This is a genomic window from Chromohalobacter moromii, from assembly GCF_023091865.1.
In the GTDB taxonomy this organism is placed as follows: domain Bacteria; phylum Pseudomonadota; class Gammaproteobacteria; order Pseudomonadales; family Halomonadaceae; genus Chromohalobacter; species Chromohalobacter moromii.
Genome location: NZ_JAHXDI010000004.1, coordinates 272,232 through 291,923, shown reverse-complemented (window position 1 = coordinate 291,923; position 19,692 = coordinate 272,232). Strand labels below are relative to the sequence as shown.

Sequence of the window (19,692 nt, the reverse complement as noted above, 5' to 3'; positions counted from 1 at the left end):
CTCCTCAGGTACGGCCTAGAGCAAAGCCCTTGGCGATGTGATTGCGAACGAAATAGACCACCACGATCCCCGGCAGGATGGTTAGGGTGCCGGCGGCAGCCAATGTGCCCCAGTCGATTCCCGAGGCGCCCTTGGTCTGGGTCATCACCGAGGCGATGGGCTGAGCCCCCGTAGAGGTGAGAGTGCTGGCCAGTAGTAGTTCCACCCAAGAGAACATGAATAGAAAGAACAGAGTCACGCCAATACCCGAGCTGATCATGGGGATGAATATCTTCACGAAGAATCGTGGAAAGCTATAGCCACCAATAAAGGCAGTCTCATCAATTTCCTTGGGAACACCGCTCATGAAGCCTTCCAGAATCCACACGGCCAGCGGAATATTGAACAGGCAATGCGCTAAAGCAACTGCCACATGGGTGTCGAAAAGCCCTACGGTGTAATACAACTGGAAATACGGCAGCAAAAAAACGGCTGGTGGCGCCATCAAGTTGGTCAGCAACCAGAAGAAAAGATGCTTGTCGCCGATGAACTGATAACGGCTGAAAGCATAGGCTGCCGGCAAAGCAACGACGATGCTGATCAACATGTTCATCAACACGTAGGTGATCGAATTGATGTAGCCCATGTACCAGCTGGCGTTGGTCAATATCTTCGCGTAGTGCTCAACGGTAAAGTTCTCCGGCCACAGAGTCAGTCCACCGAGGATCTCGTTGTTGGACTGAAAGGACATATTGAGTAGCCAATAGACCGGTAACAGCACGAACACGATGTAGGCAGCCATTAGCCCCCGGCGCCGCCATTGACGAGGCGCCGAGCGAGCCTTGCGTCGACGTCGGTTATCGGCAACTGCCGCACGCTGACGCACTTCTTCGGGTGTTTTCGGCGATGACGAAGCACTCATCTCATGCTCCCTTATTGTTGTCTTTCTGCATATTCATGATCGCGGTGTAGAACACCCAGGTGACCAGTAGAATGATCAGAAAATAGATAAGCGAAAACGCCGCCGATGGCCCTAGATCCTGCTGCCCAATAGCCATGGTCGTCAGCGACTGACTGAGAAAGGTCGTCGAGCTCCCCGGACCACCGCCTGTCAGTACGAAAGGTTCGGCATAAATCATGAACGAGTGCATGAAGCGCAGCAGCACCCCAATCACCAGTACGTTGGTGAGCTTGGGCAGTTGGATATATCGGAACACAGCCCATTTCGAAGCGCGGTCGATACGCGCTGCCTGGTAATACGCATCCGGGATCGAACGCAGGCCGCTATAGCAGAGCAAGGCGATGAGCGACGTCCAGTGCCAGACATCCATCAGAATGATGGTCGCCCAAGCATCCACCGGGTTCGAGGTGATATTGTATCCATAGCCAAGCTCGCGCAGGCTCCAGCCCATCAGGCCGATGTCGCCGCGCGTAAATATCTGCCAGATACTGCCCACTACGTTCCAAGGAATCAGTAATGGCATCGTCACCAGAATCAGCGCAACCGATGCCTGCCAGCCCTTTTTGGGCATGATCAGCGCAATGCCAATCCCCAACGGCACCTCGATGGCCAGGATTGTCAACGAGAAGGCAAACTGACGCAGCACAGCCGCCTGCAAAGCCGGGTCGTTGAGCATCTCCTTGAACCATTCGGTGCCCGTAAAGAACCGTGTGTTGGCATCGAAGACGTCCTGGACCGAGTAGTTCACTACCGTCATCAGCGGTATGACAGCTGAAAAGGCCACCAACAGAAGCATGGGCAAGATCAGCCACCATGCGCGGTTGTTGTAGACTTTATTCATGGTCGACCTCCACGCGATATTCATCGACGTAAAGCCCGAGGCGTTCATCGGGGAAGCGCAGCCAAGCCGTACCGGTCGGAGTCGTCTGGTCTTCTTCGATACGTGCCTTGAGCGAGATGCCACCAAGGGTCAAATAAACAATCGAATAGGTTCCTAGATCCTGCGCGTGATCCACTTGAGCCGACATCCCCCCTTCCACCGGCTCGGTATGCACCTCGATGAATTCAGGCCGGATCCCCAACTTGATGTTAGAGGACGACGCTTTCTCGATGGCATCTCGAACCCCTTGTTCCACCGTGAGCGCAGTATCGCCTGCCCAGACCGCGCCATCGCGAGCGGAGACGTCCAGGAAATTCATCCCCGGGCTGCCGATAAAGTAGCCGACGAAGGTGTGATTCGGGGTCTCGAAAAGTTCTCTAGGGGTGCCGAACTGTACCACCTGGCCCTCGTACATCACGGCAATCTTGTCAGCGAAGGTAGAGGCTTCGAGTTGGTCATGAGTCACGTAGACCATGGTGATCTGGAAACGTTGGTGAATATCCTTGAGCTTACGTCGCAATGTCCACTTAAGCTGCGGATCAATAACCGTCAACGGCTCGTCAAACAGAATGGCCGAGACGTCATCACGTACCAAGCCGCGACCCATGGACACCTTCTGCTTCTCATCTGCCGTCAAGTTCTTGGCTTTGCGCTTTAGCTGGGAAGTCAGTTCCAAAACATCAGCCACTTCCATGACACGCTCATGGACCCGCGCCTCAGGAGTTTTTACGTTGCGTAGCGGAAAAGCCAGGTTGTCGTAAACCGTCATCGTGTCGTAGATGACAGGAAACTGAAAAACCTGGGCTATATTGCGCGCTTCGGGGGGCAAGTCATTAACCACTTCACCATCAAAAAGCACTTCGCCACTCGACGGTTCTAGCAAACCAGAAATGATATTGAGCAATGTCGATTTGCCACAACCCGAAGGCCCCAACAAGGCATAGGCACCTCCCTGCTGCCAGACATGATTCAGCTCACGGATGGCATAGTCTTGAGGTGACTTGGGGTTCTCCAAATAAGTATGTGCCAAGGATTTCAGGGTGATCTCGGCCATCTCAAATACCTCTCAGGTGAGTCGGTATATGAACGACCGCACCTTCATGATCGAAGGCATAAACCTTATGCGCCGGAAAGTAGAGCTTGACCGGCGAGTCAACGCGAAATTCGTGCACCCCCTCAAGATGTACCGTCATGTAGAAATGTTCGTTATGTACATGCAGGAAGGTTTCAGAGCCACTTATCTCGGCCAAGTCAACGATCATATGAATCTCGATATCGCTCTTGGCTCGCGGGGTCAACGAGATATGCGAGGCACGAATGCCAAATCGGTATTCACCTGGTTCTAAAGTGCTAAGATCGTTGCCCACAGGAAAGTGCAACGTATTATCGAAGCTGATTTCAGAGCCGGAAAGGGTTCCTTTGACGATATTGATAGGGGGCTCCGAGAACATCTCAGCCGCTCTGATATCGATCGGACGGTGATAAACATCGGCAGTCGGGCCATACTGGAGTAGGCGCCCTTGATGCAGTATCGCTGTATTGCCTCCCAGTGCCAGCGCTTCAGCAGGCTCGGTAGTAGCATAGACAGCAATGCAGTTACGCTCGCTAAAGACCGCCCGCAGCTCTTCACGAAATTCCTCGCGAAGCTTGTAATCCAGATTGACCAGTGGTTCATCGAACAACACCACATCGGCGTCCTTCACCAAGGCTCGCCCCATGGCAGTACGCTGCTGCTGGCCACCAGACAGCTCCAGTGGCTGACGATCGAGCAGGTGCTCGATATGCAGCATCTCAGCGATGCCACGAACCCGACGGTCGATCTCGGCGCGCCCTACCTTCGCCAGCTTCAACGGCGAAGCAATATTATCGTAGACGGTAAGGCTGGGGTAGTTGATGAACTGCTGATAAACCATCGATACATTACGGTGCCTTACTGAACGCCCGGTCACATCCTGACCATTCATTAAGACTCGCCCTCGGGTCGGCGTGTCGAGTCCCGCCATCAGCCGCATCAGAGTGGTCTTGCCAGAGAGCGTCCGGCCCAAAAGGACATTGAACGATCCGGGCTCGAGGGTCAGATTCATATCAGCGATATGCGTCTCGCCGCCGACCACCCGATCGATGTTTTCTAGGTTCAATGACATACGGATCTCGGCTGTTATTCGTTATGAGATCACGCTGAGTAAGCGTGTAAAATCACGTTAGTCGAGATTCGAATTCAGACACAAATGTTATTTATCGAAAACGATGCTCACACCACTCAATATGACCCAAAAGTAAGCGTAAACTATTGTTTATAGAAATAAAAAACAGCTTATAGAACTTTTGTCTACTCTGCGCAAAAAAAGCAGCACTCGACGCTTTCCCAAAGAAGACGGCCGGACTATTCGATTTCGAACATAAAAAAGGTCGCATAAAGCGACCCGAGTTCTTGGCAATGATATCCAAGGATGAGAATAATCTAAGCCCACATCCAAAAATTCGATGTGGGCTTGCTGAAGAGTGTCAGCGCGTGCCGAATATTTTATCGCCGGCATCGCCAAGACCAGGGACGATGTAGCCATTCTCGTCGAGGCGCTCATCGACGGAAGCGGTATAGATCTCCACCTCAGGATAAGCTTCCTGCACCCGGGCGATACCTTCCGGCGCCGCGACCAGGACGATGACTTTCACCAGCGGGCAGCCACGTGCCTTGAGCATATCCAGCGTTGCCACCATGGAACCCCCCGTGGCCAACATGGGATCGATGACGATCGCCAAGCGCTCATCGAGATCGCCGACGAACTTCTCGAAATACGGCACCGGCTCCAGCGTTTCTTCGTTGCGGTAAAGTCCCACCACACTGACACGCGCGCTAGGGATGAGATCGGTAACGCCATCGAGCATGCCCAAACCGGCGCGCAGAATGGGAACCACGGTGACCTTTTTGCCCTTGAGCAGTTCGACCTCAAGCAAGCCACCGCTCCACCCCGGAATCTCGGTTTTCTGAGTCTCGAGATCCTGCGTCGCTTCATAGGTCAATAACTTGGCGACTTCGCTGGCCAGCTCACGGAAGCTCTTGGTGCTGATACCGGCTTCGCGCATCAGGCCCAGCTTATGCTTGACCAGGGGATGTTGGATGGCATGAACGCTCATGTCGGGGGATATCCTTTCGGCGATGACGAGCCGAACCGCACTCCACACCGGCCATGCGGGTACGTCACGGATGCGGCCGGAAAGCGGTTCGGATTTGCACGTATTCTAGCGTGCCAGGGAGCGTGGGTTAAGAGGACTAGATGAACTCAGGCTGCGCCGGCAATTGCCAGTCGATGCCCTCTCGGCCCCGTGCGGCCAGAAAGGCATTGGCTTGAGAGAAGTGACGCTGGCCGAAGAAGCCACGATGCGCCGACAAAGGTGAGGGATGCGGGGCATGCAGCACTAGGTGTTTCTGACGATCGACGAACGATGCCTTCTTTTGGGCATAACTGCCCCACAGCAAGAACACCACCCCATCGCATTGCTCGTTGACCACCTGAATTGCACGGTCGGTGAAGGCCTCCCAGCCCTGCCCGCGATGGGCGCCGGCATTGCCCTGCTCGACGGTCAACACACTATTGAGCAGCAAAACGCCCTGACGCGCCCAAGACTCGAGGAAACCGTGCGAGACCGGGGTCGTGCCTACATCCTGCGCCAGTTCCTTGTAAATGTTCTGCAACGAAGGCGGCGCGGGAATGCCGGGGCGTACCGAGAAGCACAACCCATGCGCCTGGTGTGGCCCGTGATACGGGTCCTGCCCCAGGACCACGACACGGACCTGATCCAACGGCGTCAGCTCGAAGGCACGAAACCAATGGTCCGAATGCGGATAGATCACCTTGCGCGCGGCTTTTTCACGCGCCAGAAACGCACGCAGCGCCTGCATGTAGGGCGCTTCGAATTCTGCGCCCAGATGATGCTGCCAGCTATCCGGCAAGACTTGAGACATCACGCACCTTCCTTACGCTTACGTTTGGCGACGAACTCATGAATCGCGCGAACGCACCTGGTCGACCAACGGCTCGACATAGGCAATACCCATGTCCCAGGGGAACTGAATCCAGCAATCCTGCGCGACTTCGGTCAAGCACTGATCGACCAGCGGGCGACCTTCCGGCTTGGCATAGATAGTCACAAAATGCGCCTTGGGCAGCATCTCGCGCACCGCCTGCGCCGTCTTGCCAGTATCCACCAAGTCGTCGACCAGCAACCAGCCATCGCCATCATGATCGACGCCCTTCATGACGTTCAGGCCCCCCTGCTCCTTGTGCTCGTAACTCTTGATGCACACGGTATCGATCAGCCGCACGTTGAGTTCACGTGCAATCAATGCAGCGGGAATCAAGCCGCCACGGGTAATCGCGACGATGCCTTTAAAGTCTCGCTCGACAAGTTGGTGACACAGGACACGCACATCACGATGCAACTGGTCCCAGGAAACGGTGAACTGCTGATGATAGCGATCGGTACTCATGGGAAGACCACACGGGGGAATATAGGGGCTACAGGGCGCGTAACGGCAACGCGCCCACGCTCGTCATTCGTGTTCGGTAAAAGTACAAACGGCGAACACGCCATGGCCGGCATCGCGGATCTTCTGCGCGCCGCCGAGTTCAGGAAGGTCGATGATCGCAGCGGTCTCGACCACATGTCCGCCGCTGCGCTGGATCAGCGAGGCCGCCGCCAGCATGGTGCCACCGGTAGCGATCAAGTCATCCATCACCAGGATACGGTCGCCTTCGCGAAAAGCATCGGAATGCAGCTCGACGGTCGACTCACCGTATTCCAGCGTATAGGTTTCGCTGATGGTCTTGAACGGCAACTTCCCTTTCTTGCGCACCGGCACGAAACTACAGCCGAGCTCATAGGCGACCGGTGCCCCGATAATGAAACCGCGCGCGTCGATAGCAGCAATTGCATCCAGGTTGAGCTCCTGATAGCGATGCACGAAGCTATCGATGAGCTTGCGGAAAGCGGCACTGTTTTGCAGAACCGGCGTGATATCACGGAAATTGACGCCCGGCTGGGGCCAATCGGGGACGGTGCGAATGACCGACTTTATATAATCGCCATAAATGCTCATCTGAGGCTCCATCAGCAATGCACGCGGTTTAGCCGCGACGGGCAGCGGACAAAGCCGCAAATGGTACCCAATGCAACGCCAGGAATCGAGGGTAGGCGTCAGCACCTCGATTTTTGTGCAATTTCATACCGTGCCTCGCGCCGCCATGACCCGCTCGACCGTTTCGACGATGGCCTGGGTCTGCGGGTCGATCTCGATATTGACCCAGTCGCCAAGCATGCGCTCACCCAACGTTGTGCGCATCAATGTCTCGGGTATCAGGTCGACACAGAAACGCCCACCTTCGAGCGCGCCGATCGTCAAGCTGATGCCATCGACGCCAATATAGCCTTTTTCGAACAAGAACCGCGCATGCTCGTCGGGCAACGCAAACCATAGGCGACGATTGTTCGGCGCTTCTTCGAGTTCATCCAGGGCCGCTTGACAGATAACGTGGCCGGACATCGCATGGCCGCCAATTTCGTCACCGATGCGTGCAGCACGCTCGAGATTGACGTGATCGCCAACGCTTAGCGCCCCCAGGTTAGTGAGGCGCAATGTTTCACGCATCAGGTCGAAGGACACTCGATCGCCCTCGATGCGAGTCACCGACAGGCAGCACCCGTTGTGCGACACCGAGGCACCGGTTTCGAGCCCATCCGCCATGCCCTCGGGAAACGTCACGACATGGCGCCGGAACTGCGTTTCCTCCTCCACGGCTACCACCGTCCCCACGCCTTGCACGATACCGGTAAACATCTCGACTCCTTGACCAATGCTGTCACGCTCGATAGGCATCATTCTATCATGACCCATCGACGCCCATCGTCAGGCACCTATACCTTTCAAACCCCTAAAAACAGGCGATCTTTCTAAATCAATCCCTTGATTGCCGACACTTGGCCTAGAGACATTGACAGGTATCGAAGCGCTCACTAGAATTCGCGACTTCTTGAGCGCCGATTTGTACCCAGATTGCGGGCGCGCCCGGGCATGTCCCGGGAAATACCGCTAAAAGGGTGTGTCCAGCGTTGATGGCCACCCGCCTGGGTGGCCTTTTTTTATGGCCACAGCCTACAAATCCCGCCACATAGGCAGTCCAGTCTCGTTATAATGCTGGGTTTTGCCACATGCGACGCCACTCCAGGCATACAAGCTTCGATCCCCAACGGTCGCTGGCGTGCCACTGGCCATGACGTCCCAACGCATCGACCCAAACGAAGACGATGATCAAACTCGAAGGTGTCTCCAAAACCTATGGGGCTGGCCCCACGGCGGTCCATGCCCTCAAAAATATCGACCTGGAAGTCCCGAAGGGCGCCATCCATGGCGTGATCGGCCTCTCTGGCGCGGGTAAGTCGACGCTGATTCGCTGCGTCAACCTCCTCGAGCGCCCGACCGAGGGCCATGTCATCGTCGACGGCCAGGACTTGACCCAGCAGGACAGCGAAGCTCTGCGGCAGTCGCGCCATCAGCTCGGCATGATTTTCCAGCATTTCAATCTACTCGCCTCGCGCACGGTTTTCGACAATGTGGCGCTGCCGCTGGAGCTGATGGGCGTATCGAAAGGCGAGATTCGCGAGCGTATCAGGCCGTTGCTCGATCTCACGGGCCTAACCGACAAGGCCACGCAATACCCGGCGCAACTCTCCGGGGGGCAGAAACAGCGTGTAGCCATCGCACGCGCCCTCGCCAGCCGTCCCAAGGTGTTGCTCTGCGATGAGGCGACGTCCGCCCTCGACCCACAGACGACGGCCTCGATCCTCGAGCTGCTGCAGGACATCAACCGTAAGCTGGGGCTGACCATTTTGCTCATTACGCATGAGATGGAAGTGGTCAAGAGCATCTGCCACCGTGTCGGCCTGATCTCGGATGGCGAACTAGTGGAAGAAGCCGACGTCGGCGATTTCTTCACCGCACCGGCCACACGGCTGGGACGCGATTTTCTCAACGCCTTTCTCGAGCTCGAGCCACCGCAGGCGCTGGTCGAGCGGCTTGAGGAAGCCCCCGGCGAGCATACACATCCCGTGGTACGCCTGGCGTTTTCTGGCGCCAATGTCGCCACGCCGCTCATTTCGCGCCTGGCACGCGATAGCGGCGTCGATGTCAGCATCCTGCAAGCCAAAGTGGAGTCGATCCAGGGGCGCACGCTAGGCCTGATGATCGCCGAGCTCATCGGCACGCCCGAGACGACGTCACAAGCGCTCTCGCAACTCGAATCCCACGATATCAATGTAGAGGTACTCGGCCATGTCCAGCGCAATGCTTGAACTGATTCTCGAGGCCACTTTCGATACCCTCTATATGGTCGCCCTGTCAGGTGCAGTCTCGGCCGTGATCGGTATCCCCCTCGGGGTTCTGCTTTATGTCACGCGGCCGGGACAGATCCTCGCACAGCCAGCCGCCCAACGCGTACTGGGAATCGTCACCAATATCGGCCGCTCGATTCCCTTCATCATTCTCATGGTGGCGATCATCCCTTTCACGCGCCTCGTCGTTGGCAGCTCCATCGGCACCAACGCCGCCATCGTACCGCTCATCATCGCCGCGATTCCCTTCGTCGCACGCCTGGTCGAAGGCGCCCTCAACGAGATTCCACCGGGACTCATCGAAGCCGCCCAAGCGATGGGCGCCACCCCGCTACAGATCATCACCAAGGTGCTCCTACCGGAAGCCAAGGGCGGCATCATCAACGGCCTTACTATCACTGTGGTCACGCTGGTCAGCTACTCGGCCATGGCCGGTGCCGTCGGTGGTGGTGGCCTGGGTGACCTGGGCATTCGTTACGGCTACAACCGTTTCGAACCGCTGATCATGCTCATCACGGTGGCGATACTGGTGGTCATGGTGCAAGGCTTTCAAAGCCTTGGTGATCGTCTCGTACGCAAGGCCGACCACAAATGAGTGCGTGGTCAGTGGGTAAACGTAAAGCTATAATAGGCAACACTTTTATACTCAAAAAAGCATAAATGCTTTTCGGGAACCATCGTGCATCCGGCGGCAACGCCTCATTCAAGGAGCTCACACAATGAACGATACTCTGGCCCAAGCCTTACACCCCGTGCGTCTCTTCGGTGCCGCGGCACTACTGGGCGCCGGCCTGATCGCCGGTTGCGGCAGCGACGATGCCGAGACGCAGTCGATCAAGGTAGGCACCGTGGCCGGTCCGGAAACGGACGTCATGCAAGTCGCCAAGCAAATCGCTAAGGACGAATACGGCCTCGATGTTGAAATCGTCGAGTTCACCGACTACGTCTCACCCAATGCCGCCCTCGCCGACGGCAGCCTGGATGCCAATGCCTTCCAGCATGAGCCGTACCTGAATAGTATGGTCGAGGATCGCGGTTACGATTTCACCATCGCCGGCAAGACCTTCGTCTACCCGATCGGCGCATATTCCGAACGCTACGACGACATCGCTAATGTACCCGACGGGGCTACCATCGCACTGCCCAATGACCCTTCCAACGAGGGGCGCTCGCTGATTCTGATGCACAATGAAGGACTGCTCGAGCTCGACGATCCGAAAAATCTCGAAGCGACACCGGTGGATATCAGCAACAACCCGCATGACTATGAGTTCCGCGAGATCGAAGCCGCGCAATTGCCGCGCGTGCTGCCCGATGTCGACCTAGCCTTCATCAACAATACCTTCGCCCAGCCGGCGGGCCTCAGCCTCGATGACGCGCTGATCAAGGAAGGTCCCGAGTCGCCGTACGTCAACTTGATCGTGACGCGCGAAGGCAAGCAGGATGACGAGGCGATCCAGAACCTGGTCAAGGCGTATCAGTCGCAAGCGGTCATCGATAAGGCCGACGAACTGTTCAAGGGCGCCGCGGTTCCCGGCTGGAAGTAACCGTCCTTTCCGCTTCGTTCGACAGGCCGGCCCCGTGGGGCCGGCCTTTTCGTTATCATCCTCATCCACCTGGAGAGATCATGAGTGACTACGCCCTGCTCGCCCGTCAGTTAGAAACCCTGCTGGACACACGCGACTGGCTGACCAACGCGGCACAGACCTGCGCCTTTCTCAAGCACGAGATCACCGACCTGAACTGGGCCGGCTTCTATCTACAACGCCAGCCTCGCACTCTGATCCTAGGCCCTTTTCAAGGGCTGCCTGCGTGCAACCCCATCGCATTCGACAAAGGCGTGTGCGGTGCCGCTGCCACGACACGGCGCACGCAACGTGTCGCGGATGTCCATGCCTTTCCCGGCCACATCGCCTGCGATGCCGCATCGCGCTCGGAATTGGTAGTGCCCATCGTGCATGACGGCGAGCTCTGGGGCGTGCTGGATCTCGATAGCCCGCGCCCCGAGCGCTTCAGCGAAGACGACCAACGCGGAATCGAGCGCTTGGTTGACATTTTCATCGCCGCCAGCGACCTCTCCACACCCAGCGTGACTGGATAAGCTCGGCGGCACGAGGCCCGAACGCAAACGCCCCCGCTGCAACAACAGCGGGGGCGTTCAATATTCTGGTAGGACCGAGCGGATTTGAACCGCTGACCTCCACGATGTCAACGTGGCGCTCTAACCAACTGAGCTACGGTCCTGCAAATCGGGGTCTGCCAAATTGCTTGCTGGCAGCGTTTCGACGCTAAGTACTGAGCATGTCAAACGCTGATTATGCCAAACGGTACCGATATTGAATACTGCTGGCATTAAGCACTTGGTAGGACCGAGCGGATTTGAACCGCTGACCTCCACGATGTCAACGTGGCGCTCTAACCAACTGAGCTACGGTCCTATTTTTCACAAGCTTTGGCACTGCCTTTACTGCCGTTGCCAACTCTCGCCTTGGCAACGGATGCGCATTTTACGCAGACCGTAGAAAATTGCAAGCCCCAACCCAAAAATTCGCCAAGGTTCAAACGCTTGACGCGAGCAACGGCATATTTCAATGGCTGCTTATAAAAGTTCGTTTAGTGAATAAAGCTGATGTCTACTTTCGTTTTGCAACAATCCATAATGGCTTTTTCCGCACTAGTGCATGGTTTAACATAGCCTTCCAGCCTGCACTGCACCGCCTGTGCATCGTTCGCGTCTACCCACACGACATGGCTCATTCATCGGCCGTTTTACTCGCCAGGTAACGGAACCTTCAATGACACAACAAGATCGCCACGACGCCATCGTCACCCTGGTTAAGCATCAGGGATACGCCTCTATCGAGCAGCTCACACAGCATTTTTCCGTCACGCCGCAGACGATTCGTCGCGACCTCAACCAATTGGCCGACGAAGGCGCGATCAAGCGCGTGCACGGTGGCGCCGGCCTCGAATCGAGTACCGTCAACACCGCTTACCATACGCGCAAGACACTCAATGCCGATGCCAAACAGCACATCGCTGAATGCGTCGCCGCACAGATTCCTGACTCCGCCTCCCTATTCATCAACATTGGCACCAGCAATGAAATGGTCGCCGAGGCACTACGCGACCACCAGGGCCTAGAGGTCATTACCAACAACCTCAACGTGGCGGCGATCCTTCAGCACAAGGAGGACTTCAACGTCATCATCGCTGGCGGTCAGGTACGCTCGCGCGACGGCGGCATCATCGGCGAAGCCACGATCGACTTCATCAATCAGTTCAAGGTCGACTACGGCATCATCGGCATCAGTGGCATCGACGATGACGGCTCGTTGCTCGAATTCGACTATCAGGAAGTCCGTGTCGCCCAGGCCATCATCCGTAACTCGCGCCAGGTCTTCCTGACCGCCGATCACTCCAAATTCCACCGCAATGCCGTGGTGCGCCAGGGCAACATATCGCAGATCGACGCTTTGTTCACGGACCGCCACCCCCCCGACGGCATCCTGCGTCTGCTACGCGAATATGATGTAACACTACATATCGCCGACGCCTGATCGGCTTGCCCCGCTTACGGCGTCACTCGGTGGCGCCGTGTTCGTTTCGTCGACTTGATGTTCGTTTTCGACTACACTATTTTCATATTCGAACAATCGACCTGCGAAACCAACCTTGCGGAGCTTGCCATGAACGCCTCCCCCCGACAGGACATACTCGATCTTTTCGTCATCGGTGGTGGCATCAACGGCACCGGTATCGCCAATGATGCTGCCGGCCGAGGCTTGCGCGTCGCCCTAAGCGAGCAACGCGATCTCGCCAACGCGACCTCCTCGGCGAGCAGCAAACTGATCCATGGTGGCCTGCGCTATCTTGAGCATCGAGAGTTTCGCCTGGTGCGCGAAGCGCTGCACGAGCGTGAAGTGTTGTTACGCAAGGCGCCGCATATCGTCTGGCCATTGCGCTTCATTCTTCCGCACCAGCCGCATTTACGTCCGGCCTGGATGATCCGCACCGGCCTGTTTCTCTACGACCATCTCAGCCAGCGTGCCAGCCTTCCCGCTTCAAAAGGGTTGCGATTTGACGCCCAAAGCCCCCTCAAACCAGATATCAAGCGCGGTTTTGAATATTCCGACTGCTGGGTAGATGATGCCCGGCTCGTCGTGCTCAACGCCATGCAAGCGCGCGAAAACGGCGCCGATATCCAAGTGGGAAGTCGTTGCGTCGGGGCGCAGGAAGAAGACGGCCTCTGGCACATCACATTGGAAGATGTCACTACGGGCAGGCGCCATATACGATACGCGCGCGCCTTGGTCAACGCGGCCGGGCCCTGGGTAGAGCAGGTAGTACGCGAAAACGCCCATCGCGATTCGCGCTACGGCGTTCGCATGATCCAAGGCAGCCATATCGTCGTGCCGCGTCTCAATACCGACGAGCGCGCTTATATCCTTCAGAATCAGGATCGTCGCATCGTCTTCGTGCTGCCCTATCAGCAGGACTATAGCCTGATCGGCACGACCGATGTGCGCTACCAAGGCGATCCCGCCCAGGTCAATGCAAGCCGTCAGGAAATCGACTACCTGCTCGACGTCGTCAATCAGCATTTCACCCAGACGCTCTCTCACGAGGACATCGTCACCACCTTCTCTGGAGTGCGGCCGTTGTGCGATGACGAATCCGCCGACCCCTCCGCGATGACCCGCGACTATACGCTCGATCTCGACGCACGCGGTGCACCGCTGCTGTCAGTCTTCGGGGGCAAGATCACCACGTACCGCAAACTGGCCGAAGCCGCCCTCGATCAACTGAAGCCCTACTTCACCGAGATAGGAGCGCCTTGGACCGCCGAGGCATCGCTCCCCGGTGGGGATATCGACTCGCGCGAGGCATTTGCCATGCAACTCGTCCGCGACTATCCGTTTTTGGGTGAAGCACGGGCACGGCGCCTGGCCTCGAGTTATGGCACGCTATGCCTGCGCTTCCTGCATGGCGCCAGCCGCGAAGAACAGCTTGGTGAAACCTTCGGCGCAGACCTCTCACAGGCCGAAGTCGACTACTTGGTGCGTGAGGAGTGGGCTCGTTCACCGGACGACATCCTGTGGCGACGGACCAAGCTGGGCCTGCGTTTCACGACCGAACAACATCAGCGCCTGAACGCCTATCTCAATCGTCATTGCCAAGGACATGCGGCCTGACGAGGCGGTTGACTGACATGTTTTAGCTTGGCCTCACCACCAGTTAGGGTGCTACGCTCGATCTCCACGCTGACCATGGACGGTAACGCCCCGGCATGGAGCCAGGGGTCGGCGCCGCCGGAACGAGGCCATGATGATTGAATATGTCGTCGAGATAGTGCTTGCCCTGCTCGCGCTCATCGCGTTTATTGCCACCGCCATTCCATGGCTTAATTTACGCTACTGGTGGGTGCGCGGTTTCGACTTTCCACGTCTGCAACTGGCGGCACTCGCCGCCGTGATTTTCATTGCCTTGTTGGGTGTGCTGCCTTGGTCGTCACTGGGATGGATGGGCGCAATCGCGAGTTTGATCGTACTCGGCATGCAAGGCACGCGCATTTTTCCCTGGACACCGCTGGCGACACGCCAGGTAGTGGATGCCGAAGGCGAGGACGCCTCACGTCAGTTCTCGTTGCTGGTCGCTAACGTGCTCACGCCCAACCGCCAGGCTACATCGCTGATGCGCCAGATTCACGAGGCCGACCCCGACATCGTGCTGACCCTGGAATCGGACGCCTGGTGGGAAGAGCGCCTCGACGAGGCGCTGAGCGAGAGCCACCCGCATACCGTCAAGATTCCTCTCGATAATCTCTACGGCATGCACCTGTATTCGCGTCTCGCACTGCATGAACCGCATGTCGAGTGGTTGATTCAAGACGACATCCCATCGATACACGGCTGGTTCGAGCTGCCTGGTGGCGAGCATGTGCGCTTCCATGCCGTACATCCACGCCCCCCGGCGCCCGGCGAAAGCGATGAATCACTATGGCGCGATGCCGAGTTGTTGCTCGTCGGTCAGACGGTGCGGGATTCGGATCAACCCACGCTGGTCGCCGGCGATCTCAACGACGTGGCATGGTCGAAAACGACACGCCTGTTCTGTCGCATCAGCGGCATGCTGGACCCTCGCCAAGGACGCGGGTTATATAGCACCTTCCACGCCGAGCATCGTTGGTTACGCTGGCCGCTGGATCACGTCTTCGTCAGCGAGCACTTCACCTTGGTCGCACTTCGACGCCTCTCGGCGTTCGGCTCCGACCACTTTCCCATTCTCACGACCTTTCGTTATCGGCCGGCACGTGCCAATGAAAACGACAGCCCGGACGCGGATCGCGAAGAACGACAGGACGCCGAGGAAACCATCGAAGAAGCTCAAGACCGGCGTGGCGAGGAGCCCATCAAGGACGACGATTGAGCCCGTCTGTGCCCCATCGAGACAGCAAAGTGCGGTGATCTACATAAAATGGGCGCCCGTAAGGGCGCCCAAGATAGGTCACCTTTGCCGTTTTTCACGTCATTCGGGGATCCCGCCCTGTGTCAATTGCGTGGGATCGAGCAGACGTTCGAGTTCCTCGCGGGACAAATCGGTTTCTTCCTCGGCCACGTCGATGATCGGTCGCCCTGCCTGATAGGCTTTCTTGGCGACTTGCGCTGCGGCGTTATAACCGATCACTGAGTTGAGTGCTGTCACCAGGATAGGGTTGCGAGACAGTGGCGCCTCGATATTGTCGCGACGCACGTTAAAGGTAGCGATGGCACGATCCGCCAATAAGGTGCTGGCGCTGGACATCAAGCAAAGCGACGTCAGCAGATTCGAGGCAATCAGCGGCAGCATGACGTTGAGCTGGAAGTTGCCGCTCTGCCCCGCCACCGTGATCGCACTATCCAGCCCGATCACCTGCGCTGCGGTCTGCGCCGCTGCCTCGGGAATCACCGGATTGACCTTACCCGGCATGATCGAGCTACCTGGCTGCAAGGCCTCGAGCTCGATCTCGCCCAGCCCCGCCAAGGGGCCCGAGTTCATCCAACGCAGATCATTGCTGATCTTCATCACCGCGCAGGCATAGGTACGTAGCTGACCGGTCAGTTCGACGGCGGCATCTTGGGAGCCCAGGCTGGCGAAGAAGCTATCGTTGGGGCGTAGGTTGAGTCCCGTCTGCTCGCTGAGCGCCTTGGCAACCCGTTCAGCGAACTCGGGATGGGCGTTGATTCCGGTGCCCACTGCCGTGCCGCCGAGCGCCAAACGTGCCAGCCGCTGCTGAGTGTCTTCCAGGCGTTCTATGGCCTGAGCGACCTGACTGGACCAACCACCCAGCTCCTGACCCATACGCACCGGCATGGCATCCATCAGGTGGGTACGCCCTGTCTTGACGACGTCATCCACCTCGTGTGCCTTGGTATCGATGGCCGACTGCAGATGACGCAGGGCGGGAAGCAGCGTTTTATCGACCTCCAGCGCCGCCGACAGATGCAAAGCGGTAGGGATGACGTCATTGCTCGACTGCCCCATGTTGACATGGTCATTGGGGCCGACCTCAGTGCCGCTCTCGCTGGCGAGATGAGCGATCACCTCGTTGACGTTCATGTTGGTCGATGTGCCCGACCCCGTCTGGAAGACATCGATCGGAAACTGATCGCCATGCTCACCATCGACGAGACGCTGGGCCGCATTGATGATCGCATCCGCGCGCGGGGTGTCGAGCAGGCCAAGATCACGATTGACGTTCGCCGCCGCCAGCTTGACACGTGCCACTGCCTGAATGAACGCAGCGGGCATGGGCTGCCCACTAATGGGAAAATTGTTGATGGCACGCTGGGTTTGGGCGCCATACAGTGCGTCGGCGGGGACCTCGAGCTCCCCCATGCTGTCGCGTTCAATGCGTGTCTCGCTCATCACACCCTCCTGATCGGTTGAGACTACCGTGCACGCGCCCCATCATGGCGATATCCGTCGCTATCGACGATCATGACGGTCGCCTCTCTGGCGCGCATGAGCCCGGCGACTATCAATGTGAAATTGTGCTGCCGATAGCACCTTTCAAGGCATCGGCATTACCTCTCGGGAGAATCCATCATGTGGCATCGCTCCACGCTGACCCTGAGTCCACGCCGTCAGGGCTTTCATCTCATCACCGACGACATCACCGACCAGCTTCCGGCGCTCGCTTCCGTTCGCCTCGGGCTCCTGCACCTACAATTGCTGCATACGTCCGCGTCGCTCACTCTCAATGAAAACGCCGATCCTGACGTGCGCCATGACATGGCCCTCTATGCCGAACGACTCGCGCCTCAAGGCATCGAGGGCATGCATCACACGCTGGAAGGGCCCGATGACATGCCGGCGCACGTATTGGCCAGCCTCTTCGGCACGCAGCTAACGCTGGCCGTCGAGTCGGGGCGACTCGCCACCGGCACCTGGCAAGGCATATGGCTAGGAGAGCATCGTCAGCACGGTGGGCCACGCCGCATTCTCGCCACCCTCAACGGCGACGACGCATGACTTGGGCTATTACCAACCCAGTGCCTGCTTGACGAAGGGAATGGTCAGCTTGCGCTGAGCGGAAAGCGAGGCGTGATCGAGACGAGCGAGGGCATCGAATAGCGCGGAAAGCTGTCTCGGGCCTCGATGCAGAATGTAGCGCGCGACTTCATCGGGAAGCTGCATGCCGCGCACCCGTGCGCGCAACTGCAAGGCCTCGAAGCGTCCACTGTCGTCCAGCGACTGAACATGGAAGGTCACGCCCCAGCTCAAGCGCGAGGCGAGATCGGGCAAAACGGTCGGCAACTGGCGCGGCGCGGCCTCGGCGGCGATTACCAAGCGCTTGTTGGCATCGCGCATGCGATTGAAGAAATGAAACAGCCCCTCTTCCCAGCGTTTACGCCCGAGCACCGTAGAGAGATCGTCGATCGCCACTAGGTCCAGACGTTCGAGATCCTCGAGCATATGTGGTGGAAAGTGGCCCAGGTCGCGCAAGGGGAGATACAAGGCACGTCCTCCCCGGTCGCCGGCTTCGTGACAGGCGGCTTGCAGCAGGTGGCTGCGCCCGCTGCCTGGAGCGCCCCACAGAAACAGAAACGGCTCACCGTCCGTGTCGAGCTGGCCGCGCAAGCGTTCGAGCAATGGCGCATTGCTCGACGCATGAAAGTTGGCGAACGTTGCATCGTCACTCAGCCCCACTCCCAGTGGCAACTGCGCGGACCCAGTCATGGCCTTTCCTCATCGCCTTCGTGCAAGGCGCCAGCGTGGCGGGATGTATCGTATAAGCGACTGTTTTTATAGCGCTCATGAAGGTAACGCAATACTACCATGACGATAGCGGCGACCGGCAACGCCAGCAGAATGCCGGTAAAACCGAACAGTTGCCCACCCGAGAGCACGGCAAAGATAACTGCGATGGGATGCAAGCCGATCTTGTCACCGAGCAATATCGGTTGCAGCACGGTACTTTCGACGAGTTGACCGATGCCGAAGACCACGGCCACACCGAGCAGCGGCAGCCATTCACCGAACTGGAAGAATGCCACCAACGCCGCCACACTGATGCCGACGATCACGCCTAAGTAGGGTACGATACTAGCCAGCCCCGCCACCAAGCCGATCAAAAGGCCAAACCGCAAGCCCAGCAGACTCAGCCCCGTCGCATAGATCACCGCCAGACTGAGCATCACCAGCAACTGCCCGCGCAGAAAGGCCGACAACACCTCGTCGCATTCATGGCTCAGGCGCGTGACCGTTGGCTCGACGTGACGCGGCAGCAAATCGCGCAAGCGTGCCTTGAGCCGATCCCAGTCGAGCAGAAAGTAAAAAGTCGTCACGGGAATCAGCGCCAGATTGCCCATCCACACGGCAAACGCCATGCCTGACTTGGATGCCTGGGCCAGAACCGCCGCCGCCACCGTGCCAGTCTCGCGCCAGTTCTCCATCAAGGTGCCGCGCAGTTGATCGAAATCAGCGCTAAGGTCCACTCCCGTCACGGCCTGGACCTCCGGCAGTACCACCGACTGTACCCAGTTGAAGATGGCTGGGAAGGATTCGACCAACTGCGCCAGTTGGCGCCCCAGCAAGGGAATCAGAATCAGGCACGCCACGACCATGGACAGTGCCAAGACGAGAAATACCACGCTCACCGACAGCCGGCGCGACAAACCACGCGCCTCCAGCCAGTCGGTCACCGGATCACCTAGGTAAGCCAATATCATGCCGACGAAAAACGGCATCAAGATGGGCTCCAGCAAGACGAGCAACCAGATCAATCCCGCCGCGCCCAGAAGGCCCCACACTTGTATGCGTGTCATTGCGATACGTATCTCCCAACCCTTTTGGTTTCGATTCTACACGCCTGCGCGGGCGATGCGCCTCCCGTGGGGCAATGCTACAATATGGGCTTCCCTTATACCGCCCTGGCCTCGGGCGCCAGGCGGCGCCATCGGCTTCGCTCGATCGCCCCGCGATCGGCACACTGTTGACAGGA

General features: G+C 58.0%; 20 protein-coding genes and 2 tRNA genes. 8 read left to right on the top strand and 14 right to left on the bottom strand.

The genetic code is table 11. The features are described 5' to 3' along the window. Positions 1-4: 4 nt before the first annotated feature. From KZO83_RS14325 to KZO83_RS14285, 9 genes are all read right to left on the bottom strand, one after another. A complete protein-coding gene (locus KZO83_RS14325) occupies positions 5-901 on the bottom strand; it encodes a carbohydrate ABC transporter permease (RefSeq protein WP_247621262.1) in 897 nt (298 codons plus the stop codon). Position 902: 1 nt separating this feature from the next. Further along, positions 903-1,781 (bottom strand): carbohydrate ABC transporter permease, encoded by an 879-nt coding sequence (locus KZO83_RS14320; protein WP_075370275.1) that lies wholly within the window; start codon positions 1,779-1,781, stop codon positions 903-905. Then, entirely contained in the window at positions 1,774-2,874 is a 1,101-nt protein-coding gene (locus KZO83_RS14315; RefSeq protein ID WP_178997337.1) for an ABC transporter ATP-binding protein, read from the bottom strand. The genes KZO83_RS14320 and KZO83_RS14315 overlap by 8 nt, the downstream gene beginning before the upstream one ends. 1 nt (position 2,875) lies before the next feature. After that, a complete protein-coding gene (locus KZO83_RS14310; protein WP_075370277.1) occupies positions 2,876-3,964 on the bottom strand; it encodes an ABC transporter ATP-binding protein in 1,089 nt (362 codons plus the stop codon). A gap of 361 nt (positions 3,965-4,325) precedes the next feature. Next, a complete protein-coding gene (upp, locus tag KZO83_RS14305; protein WP_040241590.1) occupies positions 4,326-4,955 on the bottom strand; it encodes a uracil phosphoribosyltransferase in 630 nt (209 codons plus the stop codon). A 136-nt stretch (positions 4,956-5,091) separates the two neighbouring features. Beyond that, the gene (ung, locus tag KZO83_RS14300) at positions 5,092-5,784 is read right to left on the bottom strand and encodes a uracil-DNA glycosylase (protein WP_075370278.1); all 693 of its coding nucleotides are present in this window, start codon (positions 5,782-5,784) and stop codon (positions 5,092-5,094) included. Positions 5,785-5,820: 36 nt separating this feature from the next. After that, entirely contained in the window at positions 5,821-6,309 is a 489-nt protein-coding gene (gpt, locus tag KZO83_RS14295) for a xanthine phosphoribosyltransferase (protein WP_075370279.1), read from the bottom strand. 63 nt (positions 6,310-6,372) lie between these two features. Further along, entirely contained in the window at positions 6,373-6,918 is a 546-nt protein-coding gene (locus KZO83_RS14290; protein ID WP_040241597.1) for an adenine phosphoribosyltransferase, read from the bottom strand. 123 nt (positions 6,919-7,041) lie between these two features. After that, a complete protein-coding gene (locus KZO83_RS14285) occupies positions 7,042-7,656 on the bottom strand; it encodes a riboflavin synthase subunit alpha (RefSeq protein ID WP_247621425.1) in 615 nt (204 codons plus the stop codon). Between the two features lie 467 nt (positions 7,657-8,123). On the opposite strand from KZO83_RS14285, the gene KZO83_RS14280 reads away from it, so the two are divergent. The 4 genes from KZO83_RS14280 to KZO83_RS14265 all read left to right on the top strand — a co-directional run bounded on the left by KZO83_RS14280 (position 8,124) and on the right by KZO83_RS14265 (position 11,307). Continuing rightward, entirely contained in the window at positions 8,124-9,167 is a 1,044-nt protein-coding gene (locus KZO83_RS14280) for a methionine ABC transporter ATP-binding protein (protein WP_178997327.1), read from the top strand. Next, entirely contained in the window at positions 9,148-9,801 is a 654-nt protein-coding gene (locus KZO83_RS14275) for a methionine ABC transporter permease (protein WP_178997325.1), read from the top strand. The genes KZO83_RS14280 and KZO83_RS14275 overlap by 20 nt, the downstream gene beginning before the upstream one ends. A 124-nt stretch (positions 9,802-9,925) precedes the next feature. Beyond that, positions 9,926-10,753 (top strand): MetQ/NlpA family ABC transporter substrate-binding protein, encoded by an 828-nt coding sequence (locus KZO83_RS14270; protein WP_247621261.1) that lies wholly within the window; start codon positions 9,926-9,928, stop codon positions 10,751-10,753. A gap of 80 nt (positions 10,754-10,833) precedes the next feature. Then, positions 10,834-11,307 carry a GAF domain-containing protein gene (locus KZO83_RS14265; protein ID WP_247621260.1) on the top strand — a complete coding sequence of 158 codons (474 nt, stop codon included), beginning with the start codon at positions 10,834-10,836 and terminating at the stop codon, positions 11,305-11,307. A gap of 66 nt (positions 11,308-11,373) precedes the next feature. Here the strand turns inward: KZO83_RS14265 and KZO83_RS14260 are convergent. After that, positions 11,374-11,450: transfer RNA gene (locus tag KZO83_RS14260), tRNA-Val, on the bottom strand. A 117-nt stretch (positions 11,451-11,567) separates the two neighbouring features. Then, positions 11,568-11,644 (bottom strand) — tRNA-Val (locus KZO83_RS14255). 357 nt (positions 11,645-12,001) lie between these two features. Between KZO83_RS14255 and KZO83_RS14250 the strand changes: the two genes are divergently transcribed. The 3 genes from KZO83_RS14250 (at position 12,002) to KZO83_RS14240 (ending at position 15,635) form a co-directional block, all read left to right on the top strand. Continuing rightward, positions 12,002-12,766 carry a DeoR/GlpR family transcriptional regulator gene (locus KZO83_RS14250; protein WP_178997320.1) on the top strand — a complete coding sequence of 255 codons (765 nt, stop codon included), beginning with the start codon at positions 12,002-12,004 and terminating at the stop codon, positions 12,764-12,766. Positions 12,767-12,895: 129 nt separating this feature from the next. After that, positions 12,896-14,401, top strand: a complete 1,506-nt coding sequence (glpD, locus tag KZO83_RS14245) for a glycerol-3-phosphate dehydrogenase (protein ID WP_247621259.1) — start codon at positions 12,896-12,898, stop codon at positions 14,399-14,401. Between the two features lie 130 nt (positions 14,402-14,531). Beyond that, the gene (locus tag KZO83_RS14240) at positions 14,532-15,635 is read left to right on the top strand and encodes an endonuclease/exonuclease/phosphatase family protein (RefSeq protein WP_247621258.1); all 1,104 of its coding nucleotides are present in this window, start codon (positions 14,532-14,534) and stop codon (positions 15,633-15,635) included. 99 nt (positions 15,636-15,734) lie between these two features. Here the strand turns inward: KZO83_RS14240 and KZO83_RS14235 are convergent, their stop codons facing one another. Then, complete coding sequence (locus tag KZO83_RS14235) at positions 15,735-17,114, bottom strand: class II fumarate hydratase (RefSeq protein WP_247621257.1); 1,380 nt, start codon at positions 17,112-17,114, stop codon at positions 15,735-15,737. 180 nt (positions 17,115-17,294) lie between these two features. Between KZO83_RS14235 and KZO83_RS14230 the strand changes: the two genes are divergently transcribed. Continuing rightward, positions 17,295-17,720: a secondary thiamine-phosphate synthase enzyme YjbQ gene (locus KZO83_RS14230; protein ID WP_247621256.1), complete on the top strand. Its 426-nt coding sequence runs from the start codon at positions 17,295-17,297 to the stop codon at positions 17,718-17,720. Between the two features lie 9 nt (positions 17,721-17,729). On the opposite strand, the gene hda is transcribed toward KZO83_RS14230, so the two are convergent. Then, complete coding sequence (gene hda, locus KZO83_RS14225) at positions 17,730-18,428, bottom strand: DnaA regulatory inactivator Hda (protein WP_178997311.1); 699 nt, start codon at positions 18,426-18,428, stop codon at positions 17,730-17,732. Beyond that, the gene (locus KZO83_RS14220; protein WP_178997309.1) at positions 18,425-19,516 is read right to left on the bottom strand and encodes an AI-2E family transporter; all 1,092 of its coding nucleotides are present in this window, start codon (positions 19,514-19,516) and stop codon (positions 18,425-18,427) included. The genes hda and KZO83_RS14220 overlap by 4 nt, the downstream gene beginning before the upstream one ends. Positions 19,517-19,692 lie beyond the last annotated feature (176 nt).